Origin of the sequence: Chitinophaga silvisoli, from assembly GCF_003412465.1 — a bacterium.
Lineage (GTDB): Bacteria > Bacteroidota > Bacteroidia > Chitinophagales > Chitinophagaceae > Chitinophaga > Chitinophaga silvisoli.
Genome location: NZ_QTJV01000003.1, coordinates 120,330 through 139,705 on the forward strand (window position 1 = coordinate 120,330; position 19,376 = coordinate 139,705).

General features: G+C 46.9%; 15 protein-coding genes. 9 read left to right on the forward strand and 6 right to left on the reverse strand.

Features of this window, described 5'->3' with window-relative positions; translation table 11 throughout:
* Positions 1-7 precede the first annotated feature (7 nt).
* Positions 8-1,009, reverse strand: a complete 1,002-nt coding sequence (locus tag DXN04_RS11505; protein WP_116853507.1) for a helix-turn-helix transcriptional regulator — start codon at positions 1,007-1,009, stop codon at positions 8-10.
* Positions 1,010-1,114: 105 nt separating this feature from the next.
* Between DXN04_RS11505 and DXN04_RS11510 the strand changes: the two genes are divergently transcribed.
* Positions 1,115-1,702: a hypothetical protein gene (locus DXN04_RS11510; RefSeq protein ID WP_147319901.1), complete on the forward strand. Its 588-nt coding sequence runs from the start codon at positions 1,115-1,117 to the stop codon at positions 1,700-1,702.
* A 446-nt stretch (positions 1,703-2,148) separates the two neighbouring features.
* Positions 2,149-2,784, forward strand: coding sequence for a peroxiredoxin (locus DXN04_RS11515; protein ID WP_116853509.1), 636 nt, complete (start codon positions 2,149-2,151; stop codon positions 2,782-2,784).
* A gap of 260 nt (positions 2,785-3,044) precedes the next feature.
* On the opposite strand, the gene DXN04_RS11520 is transcribed toward DXN04_RS11515, so the two are convergent.
* The 3 genes from DXN04_RS11520 to rlmN form a co-directional block, all read right to left on the reverse strand.
* Positions 3,045-3,788, reverse strand: a complete 744-nt coding sequence (locus tag DXN04_RS11520; protein WP_116853510.1) for an RluA family pseudouridine synthase — start codon at positions 3,786-3,788, stop codon at positions 3,045-3,047.
* Positions 3,789-3,919: 131 nt separating this feature from the next.
* Positions 3,920-5,605, reverse strand: a complete 1,686-nt coding sequence (locus DXN04_RS11525) for a pseudouridine synthase (protein ID WP_116853511.1) — start codon at positions 5,603-5,605, stop codon at positions 3,920-3,922.
* A gap of 31 nt (positions 5,606-5,636) precedes the next feature.
* Complete coding sequence (gene rlmN, locus DXN04_RS11530) at positions 5,637-6,680, reverse strand: 23S rRNA (adenine(2503)-C(2))-methyltransferase RlmN (RefSeq protein ID WP_116853512.1); 1,044 nt, start codon at positions 6,678-6,680, stop codon at positions 5,637-5,639.
* Between the two features lie 130 nt (positions 6,681-6,810).
* Here rlmN and DXN04_RS11535 point away from each other — a divergent pair, with 130 nt between their 5' ends.
* Entirely contained in the window at positions 6,811-8,010 is a 1,200-nt protein-coding gene (locus DXN04_RS11535) for a thiolase family protein (protein WP_116853513.1), read from the forward strand.
* Between the two features lie 176 nt (positions 8,011-8,186).
* On the opposite strand, the gene DXN04_RS11540 is transcribed toward DXN04_RS11535, so the two are convergent.
* On the reverse strand, positions 8,187-8,759 hold the full coding sequence (locus DXN04_RS11540; RefSeq protein ID WP_116853514.1) for an RNA polymerase sigma factor: 573 nt from the start codon (positions 8,757-8,759) through the stop codon (positions 8,187-8,189).
* 416 nt (positions 8,760-9,175) lie between these two features.
* On the opposite strand from DXN04_RS11540, the gene uvrA reads away from it, so the two are divergent.
* Positions 9,176-11,992, forward strand: coding sequence for an excinuclease ABC subunit UvrA (uvrA, locus tag DXN04_RS11545; RefSeq protein ID WP_116853515.1), 2,817 nt, complete (start codon positions 9,176-9,178; stop codon positions 11,990-11,992).
* A 56-nt stretch (positions 11,993-12,048) separates the two neighbouring features.
* On the opposite strand, the gene DXN04_RS11550 is transcribed toward uvrA, so the two are convergent.
* On the reverse strand, positions 12,049-12,492 hold the full coding sequence (locus tag DXN04_RS11550; protein ID WP_116853516.1) for a DUF4293 domain-containing protein: 444 nt from the start codon (positions 12,490-12,492) through the stop codon (positions 12,049-12,051).
* 479 nt (positions 12,493-12,971) lie between these two features.
* Between DXN04_RS11550 and DXN04_RS11555 the strand changes: the two genes are divergently transcribed.
* The 5 genes from DXN04_RS11555 (at position 12,972) to sucD (ending at position 19,113) form a co-directional block, all read left to right on the forward strand.
* Positions 12,972-15,248 carry an NADP-dependent malic enzyme gene (locus tag DXN04_RS11555; RefSeq protein WP_116853517.1) on the forward strand — a complete coding sequence of 759 codons (2,277 nt, stop codon included), beginning with the start codon at positions 12,972-12,974 and terminating at the stop codon, positions 15,246-15,248.
* Positions 15,249-15,305: 57 nt separating this feature from the next.
* Entirely contained in the window at positions 15,306-16,337 is a 1,032-nt protein-coding gene (locus DXN04_RS11560) for a hypothetical protein (protein ID WP_116853518.1), read from the forward strand.
* A gap of 105 nt (positions 16,338-16,442) precedes the next feature.
* The gene (locus tag DXN04_RS11565; RefSeq protein WP_116853519.1) at positions 16,443-17,192 is read left to right on the forward strand and encodes an MlaE family ABC transporter permease; all 750 of its coding nucleotides are present in this window, start codon (positions 16,443-16,445) and stop codon (positions 17,190-17,192) included.
* A 10-nt stretch (positions 17,193-17,202) separates the two neighbouring features.
* A complete protein-coding gene (locus DXN04_RS11570; RefSeq protein ID WP_116853520.1) occupies positions 17,203-18,006 on the forward strand; it encodes an ABC transporter ATP-binding protein in 804 nt (267 codons plus the stop codon).
* A gap of 225 nt (positions 18,007-18,231) precedes the next feature.
* On the forward strand, positions 18,232-19,113 hold the full coding sequence (sucD, locus tag DXN04_RS11575; RefSeq protein WP_116853521.1) for a succinate--CoA ligase subunit alpha: 882 nt from the start codon (positions 18,232-18,234) through the stop codon (positions 19,111-19,113).
* The last annotated feature ends 263 nt before the right edge of the window (positions 19,114-19,376 follow it).

The following is a 19,376-nucleotide window of genomic DNA, read 5'->3' on the forward strand; positions in this document are numbered from 1 at the left end:
TTTTAATTTAATAACGTTCTAACATTGCTTTTGCTTCTGCTGCTATCTTCTCCGCCAGCTGTGCAGGTTGAACCACCTTTACATTTGCGCCGTAACTCAGCAGTAGCATCGTCAGCTCATGATTGATCACCACATTGATAGAGATACGGCATTCATCAGCCGTATCAGATTCCACCTGTTGTGAAGGATGGATAGCCTGTGTCTTGATATACTTACCCTGATGCGGTGTAAAAGAAAGGACTACTTTCTCTGGTTCACCCTGCGGCACTGTCACACCAATAGCATGCTGGAAATAGCTGGCATCATCAAAGTTCTTCTCGTCAAATTTCTTGTCAGTCGGCCACAGATCCAATATCCGATCCAGTGCAAAGGTCAGCAGGGTACCACCTTTCGCTTTCTGACTTTTACCTACCAGGTAGAAACGGGATTGATATTCCCTGACGTGATAAGGCTCTACCCAGTGCTCTTTTGGCTCATTGCGGTCAAAGCTCTGGTAGGAGATCCTGATCACATCCAGGTTTTTGATAGCGTCTACAATCGAAGGTATATGCGATGCACCTTTATACTGAGTGGCACGCGAGAAGCGGATCAGGCCTTTGTGCTCTAACACTTCACGGTTTTGTTTCAGGCTGGCGGCTATCTTCAGGATCGCATCTTCAAACTGCTCAATCACGGGCAGGCTACGGAACTGCTCCAGTATACCAATAGCGATCTCCAGGCCTTCCAGGTCTGCTTCTTCGATGGGAATATTGTTTATAGAGTAGGTCTCATCTTCATATGCATATGTACCACTTGCCCTGTCGTAAACAATAGGGGCATTGTAGTTCAGTTCCGGATCATGGCGCATATCCTGTATATCTTTTTGAATAGTACGTACGGAAATGCTTTTGTCCATTTTTCGGGAGACAAACTCTATAAGATCATCGAGGGTGGGTTTTTTCAGACGTTTATTTCGCAACCGCTCATCAATCCAGCGATAACGAGAAACAGCATCCTTATTCTTCGGCATGCAAAATTATTTAGGTGCTAAAATTAATGAAATTGATTTTATCGGTACGCAAATCCTCTGCGCGTGGTGCTGCTACTTTTGTATTGTCAATAACACGAGATGTATATGAAACAGTTAAAAACAACGTCTTCAGTAAATACATGCCCTGCGATATCAATAGGCCAGATCATCCTCGATGATTCCAACTATATCACTATGTGGGGTAATCTGCAGCAGGGTGATAACTGGACCCGTTGCGACTTTGTGACCACTTACGAAGTGCTTAACACGATGCTGCGCTATGTGCAGGACAGGAATGATGCCGTGCAGATGACCATTGTGAAGAAGCTGGAAGATATGCAGCAGATACCGGAAATCATCGACCTGGAGGCGGAACTGGGCAGTGCGGTTGTGTTTGACAATATGAACTTTTTATTATCCCGCCCTGGCTTCCGTGACCAGGGAACGTGGATCGAATATACTGACGGCGAATGCTACTATATTGAGCAGGTGACCCCGGCCATCCCCGTTAAGAATACCCAGTATGATAAGAAGATAGGACAGTGCATGGACATGCTTTATATGAGCTATGAACTGTATCTGGGCTATCTGGAGCTGGATTTCGACGAGGATGGTGCCCGTCAGAAAGCGGATCTGGTAGATGATCTTAAGTATACCCTTGCCTATTACGCATGGAAAGAAAGAACGATATAAGCATATTGCCAGCCAGAGCGGTTTAAACCTTTTCCGAAAGATCTTCCGAAAAGCTTTCCCGAAAGGCTTTTTCCGACAGATCTTTTCTCAAAGACCTATTCTCAAAGAGTGATGTAACATATTCTCAAACTACCCTCGAAAAACCCGAATCCCGACCCCTATGATTTTTGTTGCAAACGTTCAAGCGTGTTATCCCTAATACCTTTGTTCTCAGTTGTTTGTTATGACCTCAGCCCTGCCTGTTTCTCAGGCAGGGATTTTTGCGGGTGGAAACGGCAGACAGTGCTTTGGAAATTTGCCTGCAGCTGGCTGATATTCCCCTTGCAGCTACCATTTATCCTCTAAAAAAGTTCCGCAGCCCTTTATTTTCAAAAATTTAACAGCAAAGTCTATAATATTTGTAGGAAATAACTATTTTTGGTAGCGTAACCGTAAAAAGAATAGATATGAGCTTAAGACTCGGAGATATAGCACCAAACTTTCAGGCAAAAACATCGATCGGAGATATAGATTTTTATGAGTTCCTGGGTGATAGCTGGGGAGTATTATTCTCTCACCCTGCTGATTATACCCCGGTTTGTACTACCGAATTAGGTAGGACAGCGGCGTTGAAAGATGAATTCGCCAAACGTAACGTTAAAGTGCTTGCACTCAGTGTTGACCCCGTGGATAAACACCTCGGCTGGATCAATGATATCAACGAAACTCAGAACACCAAAGTGGAGTTCCCTATCATCGCAGATGAAGACAGAAAAGTGGCTGATCTGTACGATATGATCCACCCAAATGCTTCTGAAACTTTCACTGTCAGGTCACTGTTCATCATTGGCCCGGACAAAAAAGTAAAACTCATCATCACTTACCCGGCTTCTACAGGAAGAAACTTCCACGAAGTACTGCGCGTAATTGACTCCCTGCAGCTGACAGCTAACTATCAGGTAGCTACCCCGGCAAACTGGCAGGATGGTGAAGATGTGATCGTAACAGCCGCTGTGAAAACGGAGGATATTCCTGCCCGCTTCCCTAAAGGCCACAAGATTATTAAGCCTTATCTGAGAACAACACCTCAGCCCAATAAATAAGGCGATATTTACAGAAGAAACTTTTAAAACCTGCCCACCCAGTGGGTCAGGTTTTTATTGATAAGAATTTTTAATGGTTGGTTTTTGATTTTTACGAAACGGGGATTTCTCCCCGTTTTTTTTATGCCTGTCCATATTTTAAAAGCAGGAAAGGCATTCCCTTCTAATTTCCCAATCCCCGATTCCATCCACCCATTCACCCAAACAAAAAAAGGCTGCCCTTGTCAGAGCAGCCCCGATATTTCAAAAAATCAAAACACTTACAGCGTCAACTTCGGCACAATCCCGCTATTCTTCCGCAACTGCGTTACCACCGCCTGAATATCTTTCGCCAGCGGCGCTTCTGCTACCTGCGGCTGTCCCTGCTGATCAGTAAAATGCAGCTGGAAGGAATGTAAGGCCAGGCGGCTCAGCAATGGGCGTTCTTCCACATCATGCTTACCCAGCTTATAGCCTTTCTTGATAGCAGACAGCATAATAGGGGTATTAGTACCATACATTTCATCTACCGCAATCGGGTGGCCTATATGCTTCATGTGAACCCTGATCTGGTGGGTACGGCCGGTATGGATCTGGAGTTTTACAAGGCTGTACAGGCCAAATGCTTCCAGTACTTCATAGTCCGTATGGGCATGTTTTCCTTTTTTAGCAGTCACCATCTTACCTTTTGTAATCGGGTGCTCTGCAATGGCTTCCTCAATGGTACCGGTAGCTGGTATCAGCTGTCCGTTCACCAGGCCCAGGTAGAACTTCTGTACATTCCTGCCTTCGAATGCCTGGGAGTAATACTTGTGGGCGGCTTCGTTTTTAGCGAAGAGGATCACCCCACTGGTATCCTTATCCAGTCTGTGCACGGTAAAGATGTTGCCAAAATGCTTTTTCAGCAGCCCCTGTACAGAGGACAGCTGGTTGTCGTGCCTGTCCGGAATGGTCAGCACGCCTGCCGGTTTATTGATGATCACATAGTCCGGCGTTTCTTTTATAATCAGGTCGTTAATGCGCATAGTTTATTTAAAATGCTTAAGCTGAATAATTTCATTCTCACATTACCAGGTTACACTGTTTGCCAGGGGCTTTTAGTGCTGGAATCGGAACTGACAGAGCTGATCCCACCTGCCCGGCAGGCTACCCTGAATTATTTAAAATGCTTAAGCAGGATGATTTCCTTTTCTGTCAGGTAGCGCCAGCTGCCCCTGTTGATATTCTTTTTAGTCAATCCGGCATAGGTCACACGGTCCAGCTTCTCCACCTCATATTCCAGGTGTTCGAAAATACGGCGAACGATACGGTTCTTACCGCTATGGATCTCGATACCAATCTGAGTTTTATCCGCATTGTCCACATAACCCAGTACATCTACATGTGCAATACCATCTTCCAGTTCCACACCAGCGAGGATCGCTTCAAAGTGTGCTTTGGTCAATGGTTTGTTCAGACCTACATGATAGATCTTGCGGATGTTGTGCTTAGGATGGGAGAGTTTCTGAGCCAGTTCACCATCATTGGTCAGCAGCAGCAGGCCAGAGGTGTTGCGGTCCAGGCGACCTACAGGGTATACTCTTTCTTCTTCGGTAGCATCCTGGATCAGTTCCATCACGGTCTTACGGCCTTCGGGGTCGTCAGTGGTGGTGATGTAACCTTTTGGTTTGTTCAGGAGGATGTACACCAGGTTTTTCTGGATGTGCATCTTCTTACCGAGGATGCTCACTTCGTCTTTCCTGGTTACTTTGAAAGCCGGTTCGGTGATCACTTTACCATTTACAGTGATCTTACCTTCTTTTACATAGTCTACCGCTTTACGACGGGAGCACAGGCCACAATGGGCGATGTACTTGTTCAGCGGCATTTCGCCTTCGATAGAGACGGTATTTTCGTCTTTGTCGCTTTTCTTGCTGAAAGAATCGCTATTGCGTGCTTTTCTGGCAGCAGTTTTACGATCCTGTTTAGCAGCAAAGCGTTCGTTAGCGCTATCGAAATATTTTTTACGGTTGAAGCCACTAGGTGTGTCGCGCTCGTCTTTGCCTCTTTTGCCACTGCGCTCAGTGCCATGGAAGGCGCTGTCATCGCGGTCTGCATTGCTCCGGGATTTGAAAGAAGGCCTTTCATTGTCACTGTCAGCACCAAACTTTGATTTGAAAGACAGCCTTTCATTATCACGGTCTGCACCAAACTTTGATTTGGAAGAAGGCCTGTCATTGTCACGATCCGCACCGAACTTTGATTTAAAAGAAGGCCTTTCATTATCACGGTCAGCACCGAACTTCGATTTGAAAGATGGTTTGCCATCCCGATCGCCACCTGGTTTAGGCTTAAATGGCGTTCTGCCATTCGCCGTTTTTTGAACTGCTTTTATCCTGTTGCGGCTTTTTGATTCTTCGCCGTCTGTATGTTCTTTCTTTTTGAATGCAGGCAGTGGATCACCGTTTTCGTCTTTCCCTACAGGGCGACGCTCGGTTTTACGCGGGCGGAAACCCTCTCCATCGCTTTTCCGGCCACGGAATCCTTCACCATCATCTTTACGCGGGCGGAAACCCTCGCTATCGCTCTTACGAGCACGGAATCCTTCACCATCATCCTTACGCGGGCGGAAACCCTCTCCATCACTCTTACGAGCACGGAATCCTTCACTATCATCTTTACGCGGGCGGAAACCTTCGCCATCGCTCTTACGACCACGGAAACCTTCGCCATCATTGTCTTTGCGTGGAGGACGACCACTAGCCGCACTACGTTTTCCCGGGCGGGAATCATCTCCCTTTGCCCTTGATTTATTTTCCTTAAAAGGAGCGAATCCTTTTTTAGCAGGTGTTTTTTTCTTCATCTGTCAGTTTTTAAAATTTAAGAAGAGGAGATCAGCCTTTATTTGCCAGCTGACCACAAGCCGCATCTATATCTTTACCACGGCTGCGGCGGAGACGGGCATTGACCCGGTGTTTAGCCAGGTAATCCATAAAAGCATCTGCCACTTCTTCTTCCGGTTTCTGGAAGCGGGCATTGGAGATAGGATTGTATTCAATAATGTTAACCAGATCGGCCGGCACCTGTCTGTAGATGCGGATCAGCTCATCGGCATCCTTTAAGGAGTCGTTGAAGTCTTTGAACAGTATATATTCAAATGAGATCTGGTTCTGTGTTTGTTTGTAGAAATAATTAAGTGCCTCTATCAATACTTTGAGGTTATTTGTCTCATTGATAGGCATGATCTGGCTGCGTTTTTCATCATTGGCAGCATGCAGGGACAGGGCGAGGTTGAATTTCACCTTGTCGTCGCCCAACTGGCGGATCATTTTGGCTACACCTGCTGTAGATACAGTAATTCTTTTGGGAGACATCCCCAAACCATCCGGACTGGTGATGCGCTCGATACTCGCCAACACGTTTTTATAGTTCAGCAGGGGTTCACCCATACCCATAAATACGATATTGCTCAGTTTCTTGCCATAAGCACCCATCGCCTGGTCGTTCAACAGGGCTACCTCATCGAAAATCTCATCGAATTCGAGGTTGCGTTTACGGTCCATGTACCCGGTAGCACAAAATTTACAGCTCAGGCTGCAGCCTACCTGTGATGATACGCAGGCAGTTTGTCTGGTATCAGTAGGTATAAGTACTCCTTCTACAAGGTGACCGTCATGTAATTTGAAGCGACTTTTGATGGTGCCGTCATTGCTATGTTGGGTGGTGTCCACCTGTACGGCAGGTAAAGTGAAGTATTCTTCCAGCTTGGCCCGTAGCTCCCTGGAAAGGTTGGTCATTCCGTCAAAACTGGTTGCATGTTTGAGCCACAGCCACTCATACACCTGTTTGGCCCGGAAGGGCTTTTCCCCTATAGACCCGAAGTATTCCTGTAACTCCGACAGACTCAGCTGCCGGATATTCGTTTTGCCCGATTTCATTCCTGACCCTTTATTTGAGATAATGTCTGCCTTACGGCAGTCGGTATTAATGTACAAAGGTACGTAAATTTAATCCTCCAAAAATCCCCTACATTTACAACCTTTTATAACCAAAGCAATCCTCCAAGCAATGCAAGCTGCTTATATAGTAGACGCAGTGCGTACCCCAATCGGCCGTTATGGCGGGGTGCTGAGCACTATCAGGCCTGACGATATGCTGGCCCTCCTTATCCGATCGATCATGGAAAGAAATCCCACTGTAGACCCGGCAGACATTGAAGATGTAATAGCCGGGGCCACCAACCAGGCAGGGGAAGATAACAGGGATGTGGCCCGGATGGCGGCTTTACTGGCAGGATTGCCAGTGTCTGTAGCGGGCAATACCGTAAACCGGCTTTGTGCCTCCGGTATGCAGGCGGTGATGGATGCTGCCAGGGCAATTATGTGTGGGGAAGGAGATGTATACCTGGCCGGCGGAGTAGAAAGTATGACCCGCGCCCCCCTTGTGATGCCCAAACCCGATGCCGCATACAGCCGAAAAACGGAAATTGTAGACTCTACCATAGGCTGGCGCTTTACCAACAAGAAGCTGGCCGACATGTACTACCCCTATTCCATGGGCGAAACAGCGGAAAATATCGCTACCCGCTGGCAGATCTCCCGCGAGGCCCAGGACGAATTCGCCCTCGCCAGCCAGTTAAAATATAAGGCTGCCCTGGATGCGGGCATCTGGCCAAGGGAGATCATTCCCGTACCCATTACGCCCAACAAACAGGAACAGGTAGTTATTACTAATGATGAACACCCCCGTGAGACTTCGCTGGAAAAACTGGCAGGCCTGCGCCCGGCATTTGCTAAAGAGGGTAGCGTAACTGCAGGTAACAGCGCCGGTATCAACGATGGTGCGGCCCTGGTACTTGTCGTATCTGAAAAAGCATTGAAGCAATATAACCTGACACCGCTCATGCAGGTGAAATCTATGGCAGTAGCAGGAGTAGATCCGGCCATAATGGGTATAGGCCCCGTACCGGCTACAGAAAAAGCATTGAAGAGAGCAGGGATCAGTGCCAGTCAGCTGGACCTGATAGAACTAAATGAAGCCTTTGCTGTACAGGCATTGGCTTGTATCCGGGACTTAGGACTGGACCAGGCTAAGATCAATGTAAATGGTGGATCCATTGCCATGGGGCATCCGCTGGGATGCACAGGAGCAAGGATCGTAGGCACCCTGGGCCATGAAATGAAACGCCGGCAGGGGGTAAAGTATGGTCTTACCACCATGTGTGTGGGAGTAGGACAGGGAGCCGCTATGATCTTCGAAAATATGTAAGAGGTAGTAGCAATAGTAAAAATCCCCGTAGTTCATTGACTACGGTCGCTACTTAGGTTTTCATAGGGTAGGTGATTTTACCCCAACTATTACTTTATTCTCTCCGCAGCCATTGTAAAATAACGGGCGATCGATCATAAAAACCGGTCGCCCGTTGTATGGCAAGCAAGAAAGGATTACAAACAAATTTGCTTATCCGTCATCATCTTCCGGAGATTGATCAGGCCATAACGCATACGACCCAATGCGGTATTGATACTCACCTGCGTGAGATCAGCAATTTCTTTGAAGCTCAGATCAGCGTAATGACGAAGAATGATCACTTCGCGTTGCTCTTCCGGCAGCATATCAAGCATACGACGCACACGGTCATGGCTCTGACGTGTAATCAGCTTCTCCTCTGCACTGCTTTCACTGAAACTCAGTACATTGAAGATGTCCTTGTCATCGCTGGTTTTGATGATCGGGGTACGCTTGATTTTACGGAAATAATCTACACACAGGTTATGCGCGATGCGCATTGCCCAGGGAAGGAATTTCCCTTTCTCCGTGTAACGCTCTGCCCGGATAGTATCGATGATCTTAATGAAAGTGTCTTGAAAAATATCTTCAGCCAGGAATGAGTCCTTGACTAATAATACGATAGAGGTATAGAGCTTGTCTTTATGCCTTTGCACCAGTTCTTCCAATGCAGAGGAATGCCCTTTTTTGAAGAGGGTAATTAATTGCTCGTCGCTGAGTTTGTACATTATTTGCATAAACGTCTACAATAGCGGGTTTATAATAAAGAAACCGACTTAATTCAAGTCTGTTGTAGGTAAAATAGTGTAGAGTTTATGCTATAATAGGAAGTTTTAAGTGTGATAAGAATCTGTTCTATGCCCACGATTCTGGTTCTATGCAAATATAATGTTAAAGTTGAATTAAACAACCCCCTGACATCAGTGATTTGTCATCTTCTTAAGATTTAATATTGACTATCAATGAGAAAAAAAGAGTATTTATAAAAAAAGAATATACGGCACTCCCAGTGCCAGCTTCAGATGATTCTTGCAAGAAGAAAAAAATTGATCTGCTCCGCCTGACAAGCTGAAGATTATCATTTGTTTCAAATCCCTTACCTTCGTAATGCTAAAATTTTTGGCAAAATAACAAACGCTGGAATATGGCTACAAAATCAAAGAAACCGGAAATTATCGCTGACGATGCACCCATCAACACGCAGGATCAGATATATATAAAAGGAGCCAGGGTTCACAACCTCAAAAACGTTAGTGTAGGAATTCCCCGCAATAAACTAGTTGTCGTAACCGGTGTTTCCGGCTCAGGTAAATCCTCCCTGACCATGGATACCCTCTATGCCGAAGGCCAGCGCCGCTATGCGGAAAGCCTTTCTGCATACGCCCGCCAGTTCCTCATGCGTATGAACAAACCGGACGTAGACTATATAAAAGGGATCTGCCCCGCCATCGCTATAGAACAAAAGGTCATCACCCGTACCCCCCGTTCTACCGTTGGCTCCATGACAGAACTCTATGATTATCTCCGTCTGCTCTTCGCCCGCATCGGTAAAACCTATTCTCCTATTTCAGGTGAATTGGTAAAGAAACATGAAGTAAGCGACGTTACTGATTATATTAAAAACCTTCCTGCAGGTACCAGGATCCAGATCCTGGTCGCCTTTCGCCGTCACGCTAAGAGAGAGGTAAAAGAAGAGCTGCAGATCCTGATGCAGAAAGGTTTTTCCCGTCTCTATGGCAAAGAAAAAGAGGGGGGCAAGCTCCTCCGCATCGAAGAACTGCTGGAAGAGAAAAAGCCGGCCTTACCCAAGGAAACATACCTGCTTATAGACCGCCTCGTAGCCAAGGATTTCGAAGAAGACGACCTGCACCGCATCGCCGATTCTGTGCAGACCGCCTTTTATGAAAGCGAAGGCGATTGCCTGGTAGAGACCGATGGTAGCGACATACAGCACTTTTCCAATCGATTCGAACTGGATGGACTGCAATTCGAAGAGCCTGTACCCAACCTCTTCTCTTTCAACAATCCATATGGTGCCTGCCCGGTCTGCGAAGGTTTCGGTCAGACTTTAGGCATCGATGCAGATTTGGTGATTCCTGACAAGCGTCTCAGTGTATTCGAAGGTGCAATCGCTCCCTGGAGAGGTGAAAAGATGGGTGAATATAAAGAAGCCCTCATCAAGGCTGCCCGCAAGTTCAACTTCCCCATTCATAAGCCGGTCACAGACCTAACCGAAGACCAATACAACCTGCTCTGGACAGGTAATGAGCACTTCTACGGGCTCAATGAGTTCTTCAAAATGGTGGAGCAGAACCTGTACAAAGTGCAATACCGTGTACTGCAATCCCGCTACCGTGGCCGGACTACCTGCCCTGAATGTGGTGGTGGCCGCCTCCGTAAAGAAGCGCTGTACATCAAAATAAATGGCTACAATATCGCCCAGCTGGTAGAAATGCCGGTGGAAAACCTGTATGGCTGGTTCAACCAGTTGCAGCTGAATGAATACGACCAACAGGTGGGTAAACGCATCCTGCTGGAAATTCATCATCGTGTAAAGACCTTGCTGGACGTAGGTCTGGGCTACCTTACCCTGAATCGTGTAGCCAATACCCTCAGTGGTGGCGAAAGCCAGCGTATACAGCTGACCCGCTCCCTGGGTAGTAACCTCACAAACTCCATGTACATCCTGGATGAGCCCAGCATTGGACTGCATGCCCGCGATACCCACCGCCTGATCGGTGTACTCAAGGAACTGCGCGACCTGGGCAATACTGTTGTGGTGGTAGAACACGACGAACAAATGATGGAAGAAGCCGACTATATCATAGATATGGGACCACTGGCCAGCCACCTGGGAGGAGAAGTAATCTTCGCAGGCGACTATCCATCCATCCTCACAGATTCCAAGAGCCTGACCGGCAAATACCTGAGTGGTCAGCTCACGATAGAACCACCTGTACGTACCCGCAAATGGAAGAAGTCCATCACCCTGGAAGGCTGTAAACAAAACAACCTGAAGAATATCGATGTGGATTTTCCCCTGGAAGTACTATGTGTGGTAAGTGGTGTGAGTGGATCCGGTAAGACCACGCTGGTAAAGCAGATCCTGTACCCGTCCCTCATGAAACTGAAAGGCGAGTTTGCCGAAAGGGTCGGACAGCACCGTGCCCTGAAAGGCGCGCTGGACGACATTACCCAGATAGAAATGATCGACCAGAATCCAATCGGTAAGTCATCCCGTTCCAATCCTGTTACCTACATCAAAGCATACGACGAGATCCGTGACCTCTTCTCCCGTCAGCCCCTGAGTAAGATGCGTGGTTTCCAGCCAAAGCACTTCTCCTTCAACGTAGATGGTGGCCGTTGCGATGCCTGTAAGGGTGAAGGCGAAGTAATAGTGGAAATGCAGTTCCTGGCAGACGTGCACCTGCAATGCGAAAGCTGTGGTGGCCGTAAGTTCAAGGATGAGGTACTGGAAGTGACCTACAAGGGTAAGAACATCTACGATGTGCTGGAAATGGGGGTGGATGAAGCCCTGGATTTCTTTAAAGATGAGAAGGATGTGGTGAACAAAATCCGTCCGCTCAGCGATGTAGGTTTAGGTTATGTAAAACTGGGTCAGAGCAGCGATACCCTGAGTGGTGGTGAGGCACAGCGTGTAAAGCTGGCTTCCTTCCTGGGCAAGGGCAAGGCGCAGGGCCACATCCTCTTTATCTTCGATGAACCAACGACCGGCCTGCACTTCCATGATATTAAGAAATTGCTGGGGTCCTTCAATGCATTGATTGATCAGGGGCATTCTGTGTTGGTGATTGAGCATAACACGGATGTAATCAAGAGTGCTGACTGGGTAATAGACCTGGGGCCTGAAGGTGGTGCTGGTGGCGGACAACTGCTATATGCAGGCCTGCCTGAAGGACTCAAAAAAGTAAAAGAAAGCTACACAGGGCAGTACCTGTAAGCAGGAAAGATATATAAACAAAAAAAGGCGGACCATCTGGTCCGCCTTTTTTATTGCTATCTCAGTCTGTCGAGAGATTTAATCAGTTTTTCATCTTTATAGATCCCCCTGGCTGCCATGATCAGGAAGATCAGGATCAGCACCGGCAGAAATGCACCCGGCAGGTAAGTAGATGAAGCAATGGTCTTGCCTGTGCGCTCAAATGCATTCACAAAATCCTGCACTTTGAAGTACTGCAAAGCGATCGCCGCTATTGCCAGAAAAATGTCCAACACAGTCAGTCTGAATTGCAGTTTCCGGTTTTTGAACAGGAAAATACAGAACAGGGAAAGAGCTACAATCAGCATGTAGACTACAAAGACCATAAAATTAGACTGGGCATTGAAATACTTGGGAACCTGGTCATCGCTCAGGGTCACTTTGAAAATATCCAGAAACCATGTTCCTACAGAAGCCCCGGCAGCTAACAGAAGGTAAAGACTTTGAATGCGTTGTATCATGTTATTCAGGCAAATTAATACGCGGTAAAAATAAGTAAATATTTCATTTATGCCGGCTGCAGGTACTGCCTTCGCAGTGAAAAGTACCGCAATCTTATGCCTGAGCCGTACTTAATCCGCTCATAACCCGCAAATATCCCGCCTCTTTTAGAATGCGGGTCACAGGCGGCTTATATGCGGGTTATCTGCGGGTTATCTGCGGAATATCTCCCTTAGAAGGTAGGCTACAGCTTGTCTTAGTACAGAAAAACCTTACAGTTGACGTATTGTATGCAGAATTAGCTTTACACGGAGCGATGGTTTAGCCTGATTCGGGTATAGCTTCAAGGTGCCTGTGCCTGAGGCTATTATAAAAAATACCAGGCGGTATAATAGTAGTGTTAAAAGTGTCATCCAAACATATAATACTGACATATTAGAGCATCCTTTCCTGCAATACTTTGTATATTGCACGCCCAAGAACAATCTCTTATTGAATTATGGCAAGAAAACAGAACAAGCAGGATGCTTTAGACTATCATGCTTTAGGCCGGCCTGGAAAGATCGAAGTAATACCTACTAAAAACACCAAAACACAATGGGATCTCTCCCTCGCTTATTCTCCCGGAGTAGCTGAGCCCTGCAAGGAAATTCACAAAGACGTAGAAAATGTTTATAAATACACTGCCAAGGGCAACCTGGTAGCGGTTATCAGCAATGGTACCGCGGTACTGGGCCTGGGTGATATCGGTCCTGAAGCCGGTAAACCTGTAATGGAAGGAAAGGCGGTATTGTTCAAGATCTTCGCAGATATTGATGTGTTTGATATTGAACTGAATACCAAGAATGTAGATGAGTTTGTGAACGTGGTAAAAGCCATGGAGCCAACCTTTGGGGGTATCAACCTGGAAGATATCAAGAGTCCCGAGTGTTTTGAAATAGAAGATCGCCTGAAAAAGGAACTGAAGATCCCTATCATGCACGATGACCAGCATGGTACGGCTATCATTTCCAGTGCTGCCCTGCTGAATGCAATGGACCTGGTGAAGAAAGATATCACGCAGGTGAGAATCGTATTCAACGGTGCCGGTGCCGCTGCTATGGCCTGCGTAAAACTGTACGTAGCCCTGGGTGCAAAAAAGGAAAACATCGTGATGTTTGACAAGGATGGCGTGATCAATACCAGCCGTGCCGGATTGTCAGAACTGCACAGCCAGTTCGCAACAAGCTCCGGCGTAACTACGCTGGCAGAAGCGCTGAATGGTGCCGATGTATTTGTTGGATTATCAGTAGGGAATGTGGTGACACCAGAGATGATCAAATCGATGGCTGCTAATCCGGTAGTATTTGCGATGGCGAATCCTGATCCTGAAATCGCTTATGATCTTGCTATCGCTTCACGTCCTGATGTGATTATGGCTACAGGCCGTTCCGATCATCCTAACCAGGTGAACAATGTATTGGGTTTCCCTTACATCTTCCGTGGTGCGCTGGATGTACGAGCTACACAGATCAATGAGGCGATGAAACTAGCTGCTGTGAATGCACTGGCAGAACTGGCCAAGGAACCGGTACCTGATATCGTGAACCTGGCTTACAACGAAAAGAATATTTATTTCGGTCCCCGCTATATCATTCCAAAACCGCTGGATCCGCGCCTGCTCAGTCATGTAGCACCAGCAGTGGCAAAAGCAGCAATGGAAAGTGGTGTGGCACAGCAGCCGATCACCAACTGGGAAGAGTATACGAATATCCTGAATAAGCGCCTGGGACTGGACAACCAGCTCTTCCGCGTGATTGGTACCAAAGCCCGTCAGGATCCACGCAAGGTGGTGTTTGCTGAGGCAGACAACCTGAAGGTATTAAAAGCTTCCCAGGTAGTAAGAGACGAAGGTATTGCCTACCCGATCCTGCTGGGCAATGAGCAAAGGATCAGGAACCTGGCTGCAGAAAATGGTATAGAGCTGGAAGATACTGTGATCATCGATCCTAAGAGTGATGAGATGACAGAAAAGCGGCATCAGTTTGGAGAGCTGTTCTTCCGGAAACGCCAGCGCAAAGGCTTTAACCAGTACGAAGCGAAGAAGGTAATGCGTGAACGTAACTACTTTGGTTGTATGATGGTGGAAACCGGTGAGGCAGATGCCTTGATTTCCGGCCTGACGCGTAATTATCCTGACACGATCCGTCCGGCATTGCATGTGATAGGTACCGCGCCCAATGTAAAGCGGGTGGCGGGTATGTATATCATCAATACCAAGCGCGGTCCGCTGTTCCTGGCAGATACTACGGTGAACTTCAATCCTACTGCCGAAGAACTGGCCGAGATCACACTGCTGGTAGCGGAGGAAGTAAAGCAATTTAATATCACGCCGCGCATCGCAATGGTGTCTTATTCCAACTTTGGTTCCAGCCCGACCCCTGAGGCACAGCTGGTAGCCAGGGCAAGAGAGATCGTAAAGATGAGAGAACCCTCACTGATTGTAGATGGTGAAATTCAGGCGGCGATGGCATTCAATAAAGAGATCCTGAAGGATAGCTATCCTTTCAGTGAGCTGATAGACCAGGAAGTTAATACCCTGATCTTCCCGAACCTCACTGCGGGCAACGTAGCCTACAACCTGTTGCAGGAAGTAGCGGGCTTTGACGCAATCGGGCCTATCCTGCTGGGTATCAAAAAACCAGTACACATCCTGCAATTGGGTAGTACTGTAAGACAGATCGTGAACATGGTGAATATCGCTGTGGTAGAAGCACAGCACAAGTGCTGCAAATAATATAATTTACTGGTCTCTGTCCACGGGCAGAGATCAGTATCTTTATATAAAAAAAGCATGCAGTACATCTCCCGGAAAAAGACCTTCTTTCCACTGAATCCTGCATTTCGCGGGTACCTCAAACTATATGAGCGGGAGATTCGGCTGCCGGTATCTTACGAGGAGCTCCGCTATTATGATTCCAGCATTCCTGTATATGACAAGAACGGGAATGACACACTCTGGGAATCTGTATTTTATCCTGATAGTATGTATGGCCCGCTGAAGGCGGGATTGAAAAGAATCTACTCCATTCTCAAGGCTGGTGGTGACCAGGCTGCGGAAGAGCATTTGCAGGTGGAGCGGATTGATTACTGCACTTTTGGGAATTCACATCCTTTCCGTATCAGGATTGTCAATACTTACAACGAAGTTTACGATTATTTTTATATCAAGACGGCCGATGCTTCCCGCATTTATGGTTTAGAGCTGGAACACATTTTGTCTCCATACTGGATGAGTTATATTGTGGATGGGAACACGCTGGTGGAGGAGCATATTGCGGGTGTGCCGGGAGATCAGTTTATAGACCATTATTTGCAGCGGCCGGAGTTTAACCCAAAGCGTATAGCCAAGGAGTTTGTGAAGTTCAACGAGCGTTGTTTTGTTCGCCTGCTGGGAGATATGCGATCGTACAATTTTGTATTTGACATCACGCCTGATTTCGATGACGTGCAGTTCAGGATCAGGGCAATCGACTTTGACCAGCAGTTCTACGAGGGAAAGCGCACCTTGTACATGCCCCAGTTTTTCAAGGAGAATAAGATTTTTGTAGATCTGGCCATCAAGCATTTGAACGCGGAAGTAGTAAAGCAGTATCAGCAGGAAGAGCGCTCGCTCATAGCCCGCAGAATCAAGGCGCACAGGCATAGGATTAAGGACCTCAGGGATGTGATTATGACGGACCGCGTATCGTTTCCTGAAAAAATTACGCAGCTGGGGGAAGAGCTGGCTCAGTATTATGATGATCCGGTGTTTGCCAGGTGTAAGACGATGGGGGAAATCATAGAGCGGAGTTTGAAAAGGTTGCTGGTAAAAAGTTTGAGATAGACAATAAAACCGCTGCTGCCGAAGATGAAAGCGGTTTTGTCGCTGTTTTTCCGGCAGGTAATGATTTAACTTTTATTTAAATGGATACACTATCTTTGGCCCGTTATGGAGTTTAGATTCTTTCATCATTTCGGAAGCTACCTGCTTATGCTAAAAGGAATGTTTTCCCGCCCGGAAAACATGAGGATGTATTGGAAAGAGTTCATGCGGCAGTGTGTGGATATCGGTATCGGTTCACTGGGTATCGTATTCATCATCTCCCTGTTCATGGGAGCTGTAACCACCGTACAGATTGCTTATCAGCTGGTAAGCCCGATCATCCCCAAAGCTACGATAGCCCAGGTAGTACGTGATACCATCATACTCGAGTTTGCCCCTACACTGACCTGTATCGTACTGGCAGGTGTAGTTGGTTCCAAGATTGCATCTGAGCTGGGTAATATGCGTGTATCCGAACAGATTGATGCTCAGGAAATCATGGGTATCAATACCCGGGGCTACCTGATTGCACCAAAAATTATGGCATCCCTGATCATGATCCCATGCCTGATCTGCATCGCTGGTTTTCTTGGTATCTGGGGTGGTCTCAAAGCCGGTGAATTGGGCGGTATTCTCTCCGCGGAACAATTCTGGCAGGGTTTAAGGCAGGAATGGAAACCATATAACATCTTCTTCGCACTCTTCAAATCATTCGTATTCGCGTTCATTATATCCAGTGTACCCTCATATTACGGATACTATGTACAGGGTGGTGCGCTGGAAATCGGTAAAGCAAGTACCCGTGCCGTGGTGGTGACCTGTGTATTGATATTATTCATGGACTACATACTGGCGGCGATACTGCTGCAAAATTAACATAGACTACATGATCGAATTAGTTAATATAAAGAAAGGCTTCGGGGAAAAGGTAATTCTGCCAGATGTGTCGGCGGTAATGGAGACAGGCAAGGTGAACCTGATCATTGGCTCCAGTGGTAGTGGTAAGACGGTAATGATGAAGTGCATGGTAGGCCTGATGGAAATAGACGGTGGCAAGATCCTGTACGATGGCCAGGATTTTACCAATATGCCTGAGCAGGATCGTAAGAATATACGCCGCCAGATCGGGATGCTTTTCCAGGGATCTGCACTATTCGATAGTATGACGGTAGAACAAAACGTGATGTTTCCCCTGGATATGTTTTCTACAGGCACTCTGAAAGAAAAGAAGGCCCGTGTGATGGAATGCCTGGAAAGGGTACAGCTGAAAGATGCCGCTAAGAAGTTCCCGGCAGAGATTAGTGGGGGGATGAAGAAAAGGGTCGGTATTGCACGTGCTATCGTTTTGAATCCCAAATACTTATTTTGTGATGAGCCAAACTCTGGCCTGGATCCGCAGACTTCCCTGCTGATTGATAAGCTGATTAAGGAAATCACGCATGAATTCAACATGACCACGGTCATTAATACACACGATATGAATACGGTGATGGAGAGTGGAGATCATATCGTATACATGTACCAGGGTAAAAAGCAATGGGAAGGCTCCAACAAGGATATCATTTTCAGTAAGGATGAGAAGTTGAATGACTTCATTTTCGCGTCAGACTTCCTGCGGGATGCAAAGGAAATGAGGCAGATGGAAATGTTCCAGGAGAAGGACTGGCGGAATAAGCTAAAGAAAAGTTAGTACCGGAAACGGTAATTAAGACTGGTGCCGGCATACCCAAATGCCTGATAGCGGGCCGGTCTATTTTGACTCCCTAAGCATTTACCTGGGAAAAAAACGCCCAAAACATGACCACGGACATTAAAAAAACGTGAACAGGACCACAATCAGTAAATTATTGATTGGGAATATGGGATTAGGGGGTTATTTTTGCCAATAACATTACAAACACATAAACCAAGCGCGATGAGTGTTTTAGTTAATAAGAACAGCAAAGTGATTGTACAGGGTTTCACCGGTACAGAAGGCACATTCCATGCCACACAGATGATAGAGTATGGCACGCAGGTAGTAGGCGGCGTTACGCCGGGTAAAGGCGGCACCAAGCACCTGGAACGTCCGGTTTTCAATACGGTAGATGATGCCGTAAAAGCAACCGGCGCTAATGTATCCATCATTTTTGTACCACCGGGCTTCGCTGCAGATGCAATCATGGAAGCTGCTGAAGCAGGTATCGAACTGATAGTTTGTATTACCGAAGGTATCCCTGTACAGGATATGATCCGTGCGAAAAACTTCCTGGTAGGTCGTTCTTCCCGCCTGATCGGTCCTAACTGCCCTGGTGTAATCACTGCTGAAGAAGCTAAAGTAGGCATCATGCCAGGTTTTATCTTCAAGAAAGGTAACATTGGTATCGTATCCAAATCCGGTACCCTGACATACGAAGCTGCTGACCAGGTAGTTAAAGCTGGTCTGGGCGTATCTACAGCTATCGGTATCGGTGGCGACCCTATCATTGGTACACCAACCAAAGAAGCGGTTGAACTGCTGATGAACGATCCTGAAACCGTAGGTATCATCATGATTGGTGAAATCGGTGGTAGTATGGAAGCTGACGCTGCAAAATGGATCAAAGAAAACGGTACTAAACCAGTAGTTGGTTTCATCGCTGGCCAGACAGCGCCTCCGGGCCGCCGTATGGGTCACGCCGGTGCTATCATCGGTGGTGCTGACGATACTGCTGCTGCTAAGATGAAAATCATGGCTGAATGTGGTATCCATGTAGTAGCAAGTCCGGCTGACATTGGAAAAACAATGGCATCTGTACTGAAAGCTGCAAAAGCTTAATAATAAACTAACTGTATAATAATTATCCTCCTGTCGGGCTGTTGCCAGCAGGAGGATTTTTTTTGCTTATTCCATTTCAGTTACCTTCGGCTCCTGAAATGGAAGCATAGCCGGAGGGCCTGCCGCCGGCAAGAAGAACCTATATTTTTATATTTACCTTTATGGAATAGGACCCCTTATCTGCATCCTATTTGTGACGGAAACACGGTCATAACTCATTTATCATTTTCTTTCCGGAAGAGTAACATATCCGGCAGCTAAGG

Coding starts and splice junctions, on each gene's coding strand:
- DXN04_RS11520 (WP_116853510.1), bottom strand. CDS start 3,788: ATGCGCATTAACGACCTGATTATAAAAGAAACGCCGGACTATGTGATC.
- DXN04_RS11570 (WP_116853520.1), top strand. CDS start 17,203: ATGATCGAATTAGTTAATATAAAGAAAGGCTTCGGGGAAAAGGTAATT.
- rlmN (WP_116853512.1), bottom strand. CDS start 6,680: ATGAAATCGGGCAAAACGAATATCCGGCAGCTGAGTCTGTCGGAGTTA.
- DXN04_RS11550 (WP_116853516.1), bottom strand. CDS start 12,492: ATGATACAACGCATTCAAAGTCTTTACCTTCTGTTAGCTGCCGGGGCT.
- DXN04_RS11560 (WP_116853518.1), top strand. CDS start 15,306: ATGCAGTACATCTCCCGGAAAAAGACCTTCTTTCCACTGAATCCTGCA.
- sucD (WP_116853521.1), top strand. CDS start 18,232: ATGAGTGTTTTAGTTAATAAGAACAGCAAAGTGATTGTACAGGGTTTC.
- uvrA (WP_116853515.1), top strand. CDS start 9,176: ATGGCTACAAAATCAAAGAAACCGGAAATTATCGCTGACGATGCACCC.
- DXN04_RS11505 (WP_116853507.1), bottom strand. CDS start 1,009: ATGCCGAAGAATAAGGATGCTGTTTCTCGTTATCGCTGGATTGATGAG.
- DXN04_RS11510 (WP_147319901.1), top strand. CDS start 1,115: ATGAAACAGTTAAAAACAACGTCTTCAGTAAATACATGCCCTGCGATA.
- DXN04_RS11540 (WP_116853514.1), bottom strand. CDS start 8,759: ATGTACAAACTCAGCGACGAGCAATTAATTACCCTCTTCAAAAAAGGG.
- DXN04_RS11535 (WP_116853513.1), top strand. CDS start 6,811: ATGCAAGCTGCTTATATAGTAGACGCAGTGCGTACCCCAATCGGCCGT.
- DXN04_RS11565 (WP_116853519.1), top strand. CDS start 16,443: ATGGAGTTTAGATTCTTTCATCATTTCGGAAGCTACCTGCTTATGCTA.
- DXN04_RS11525 (WP_116853511.1), bottom strand. CDS start 5,605: ATGAAGAAAAAAACACCTGCTAAAAAAGGATTCGCTCCTTTTAAGGAA.
- DXN04_RS11515 (WP_116853509.1), top strand. CDS start 2,149: ATGAGCTTAAGACTCGGAGATATAGCACCAAACTTTCAGGCAAAAACA.
- DXN04_RS11555 (WP_116853517.1), top strand. CDS start 12,972: ATGGCAAGAAAACAGAACAAGCAGGATGCTTTAGACTATCATGCTTTA.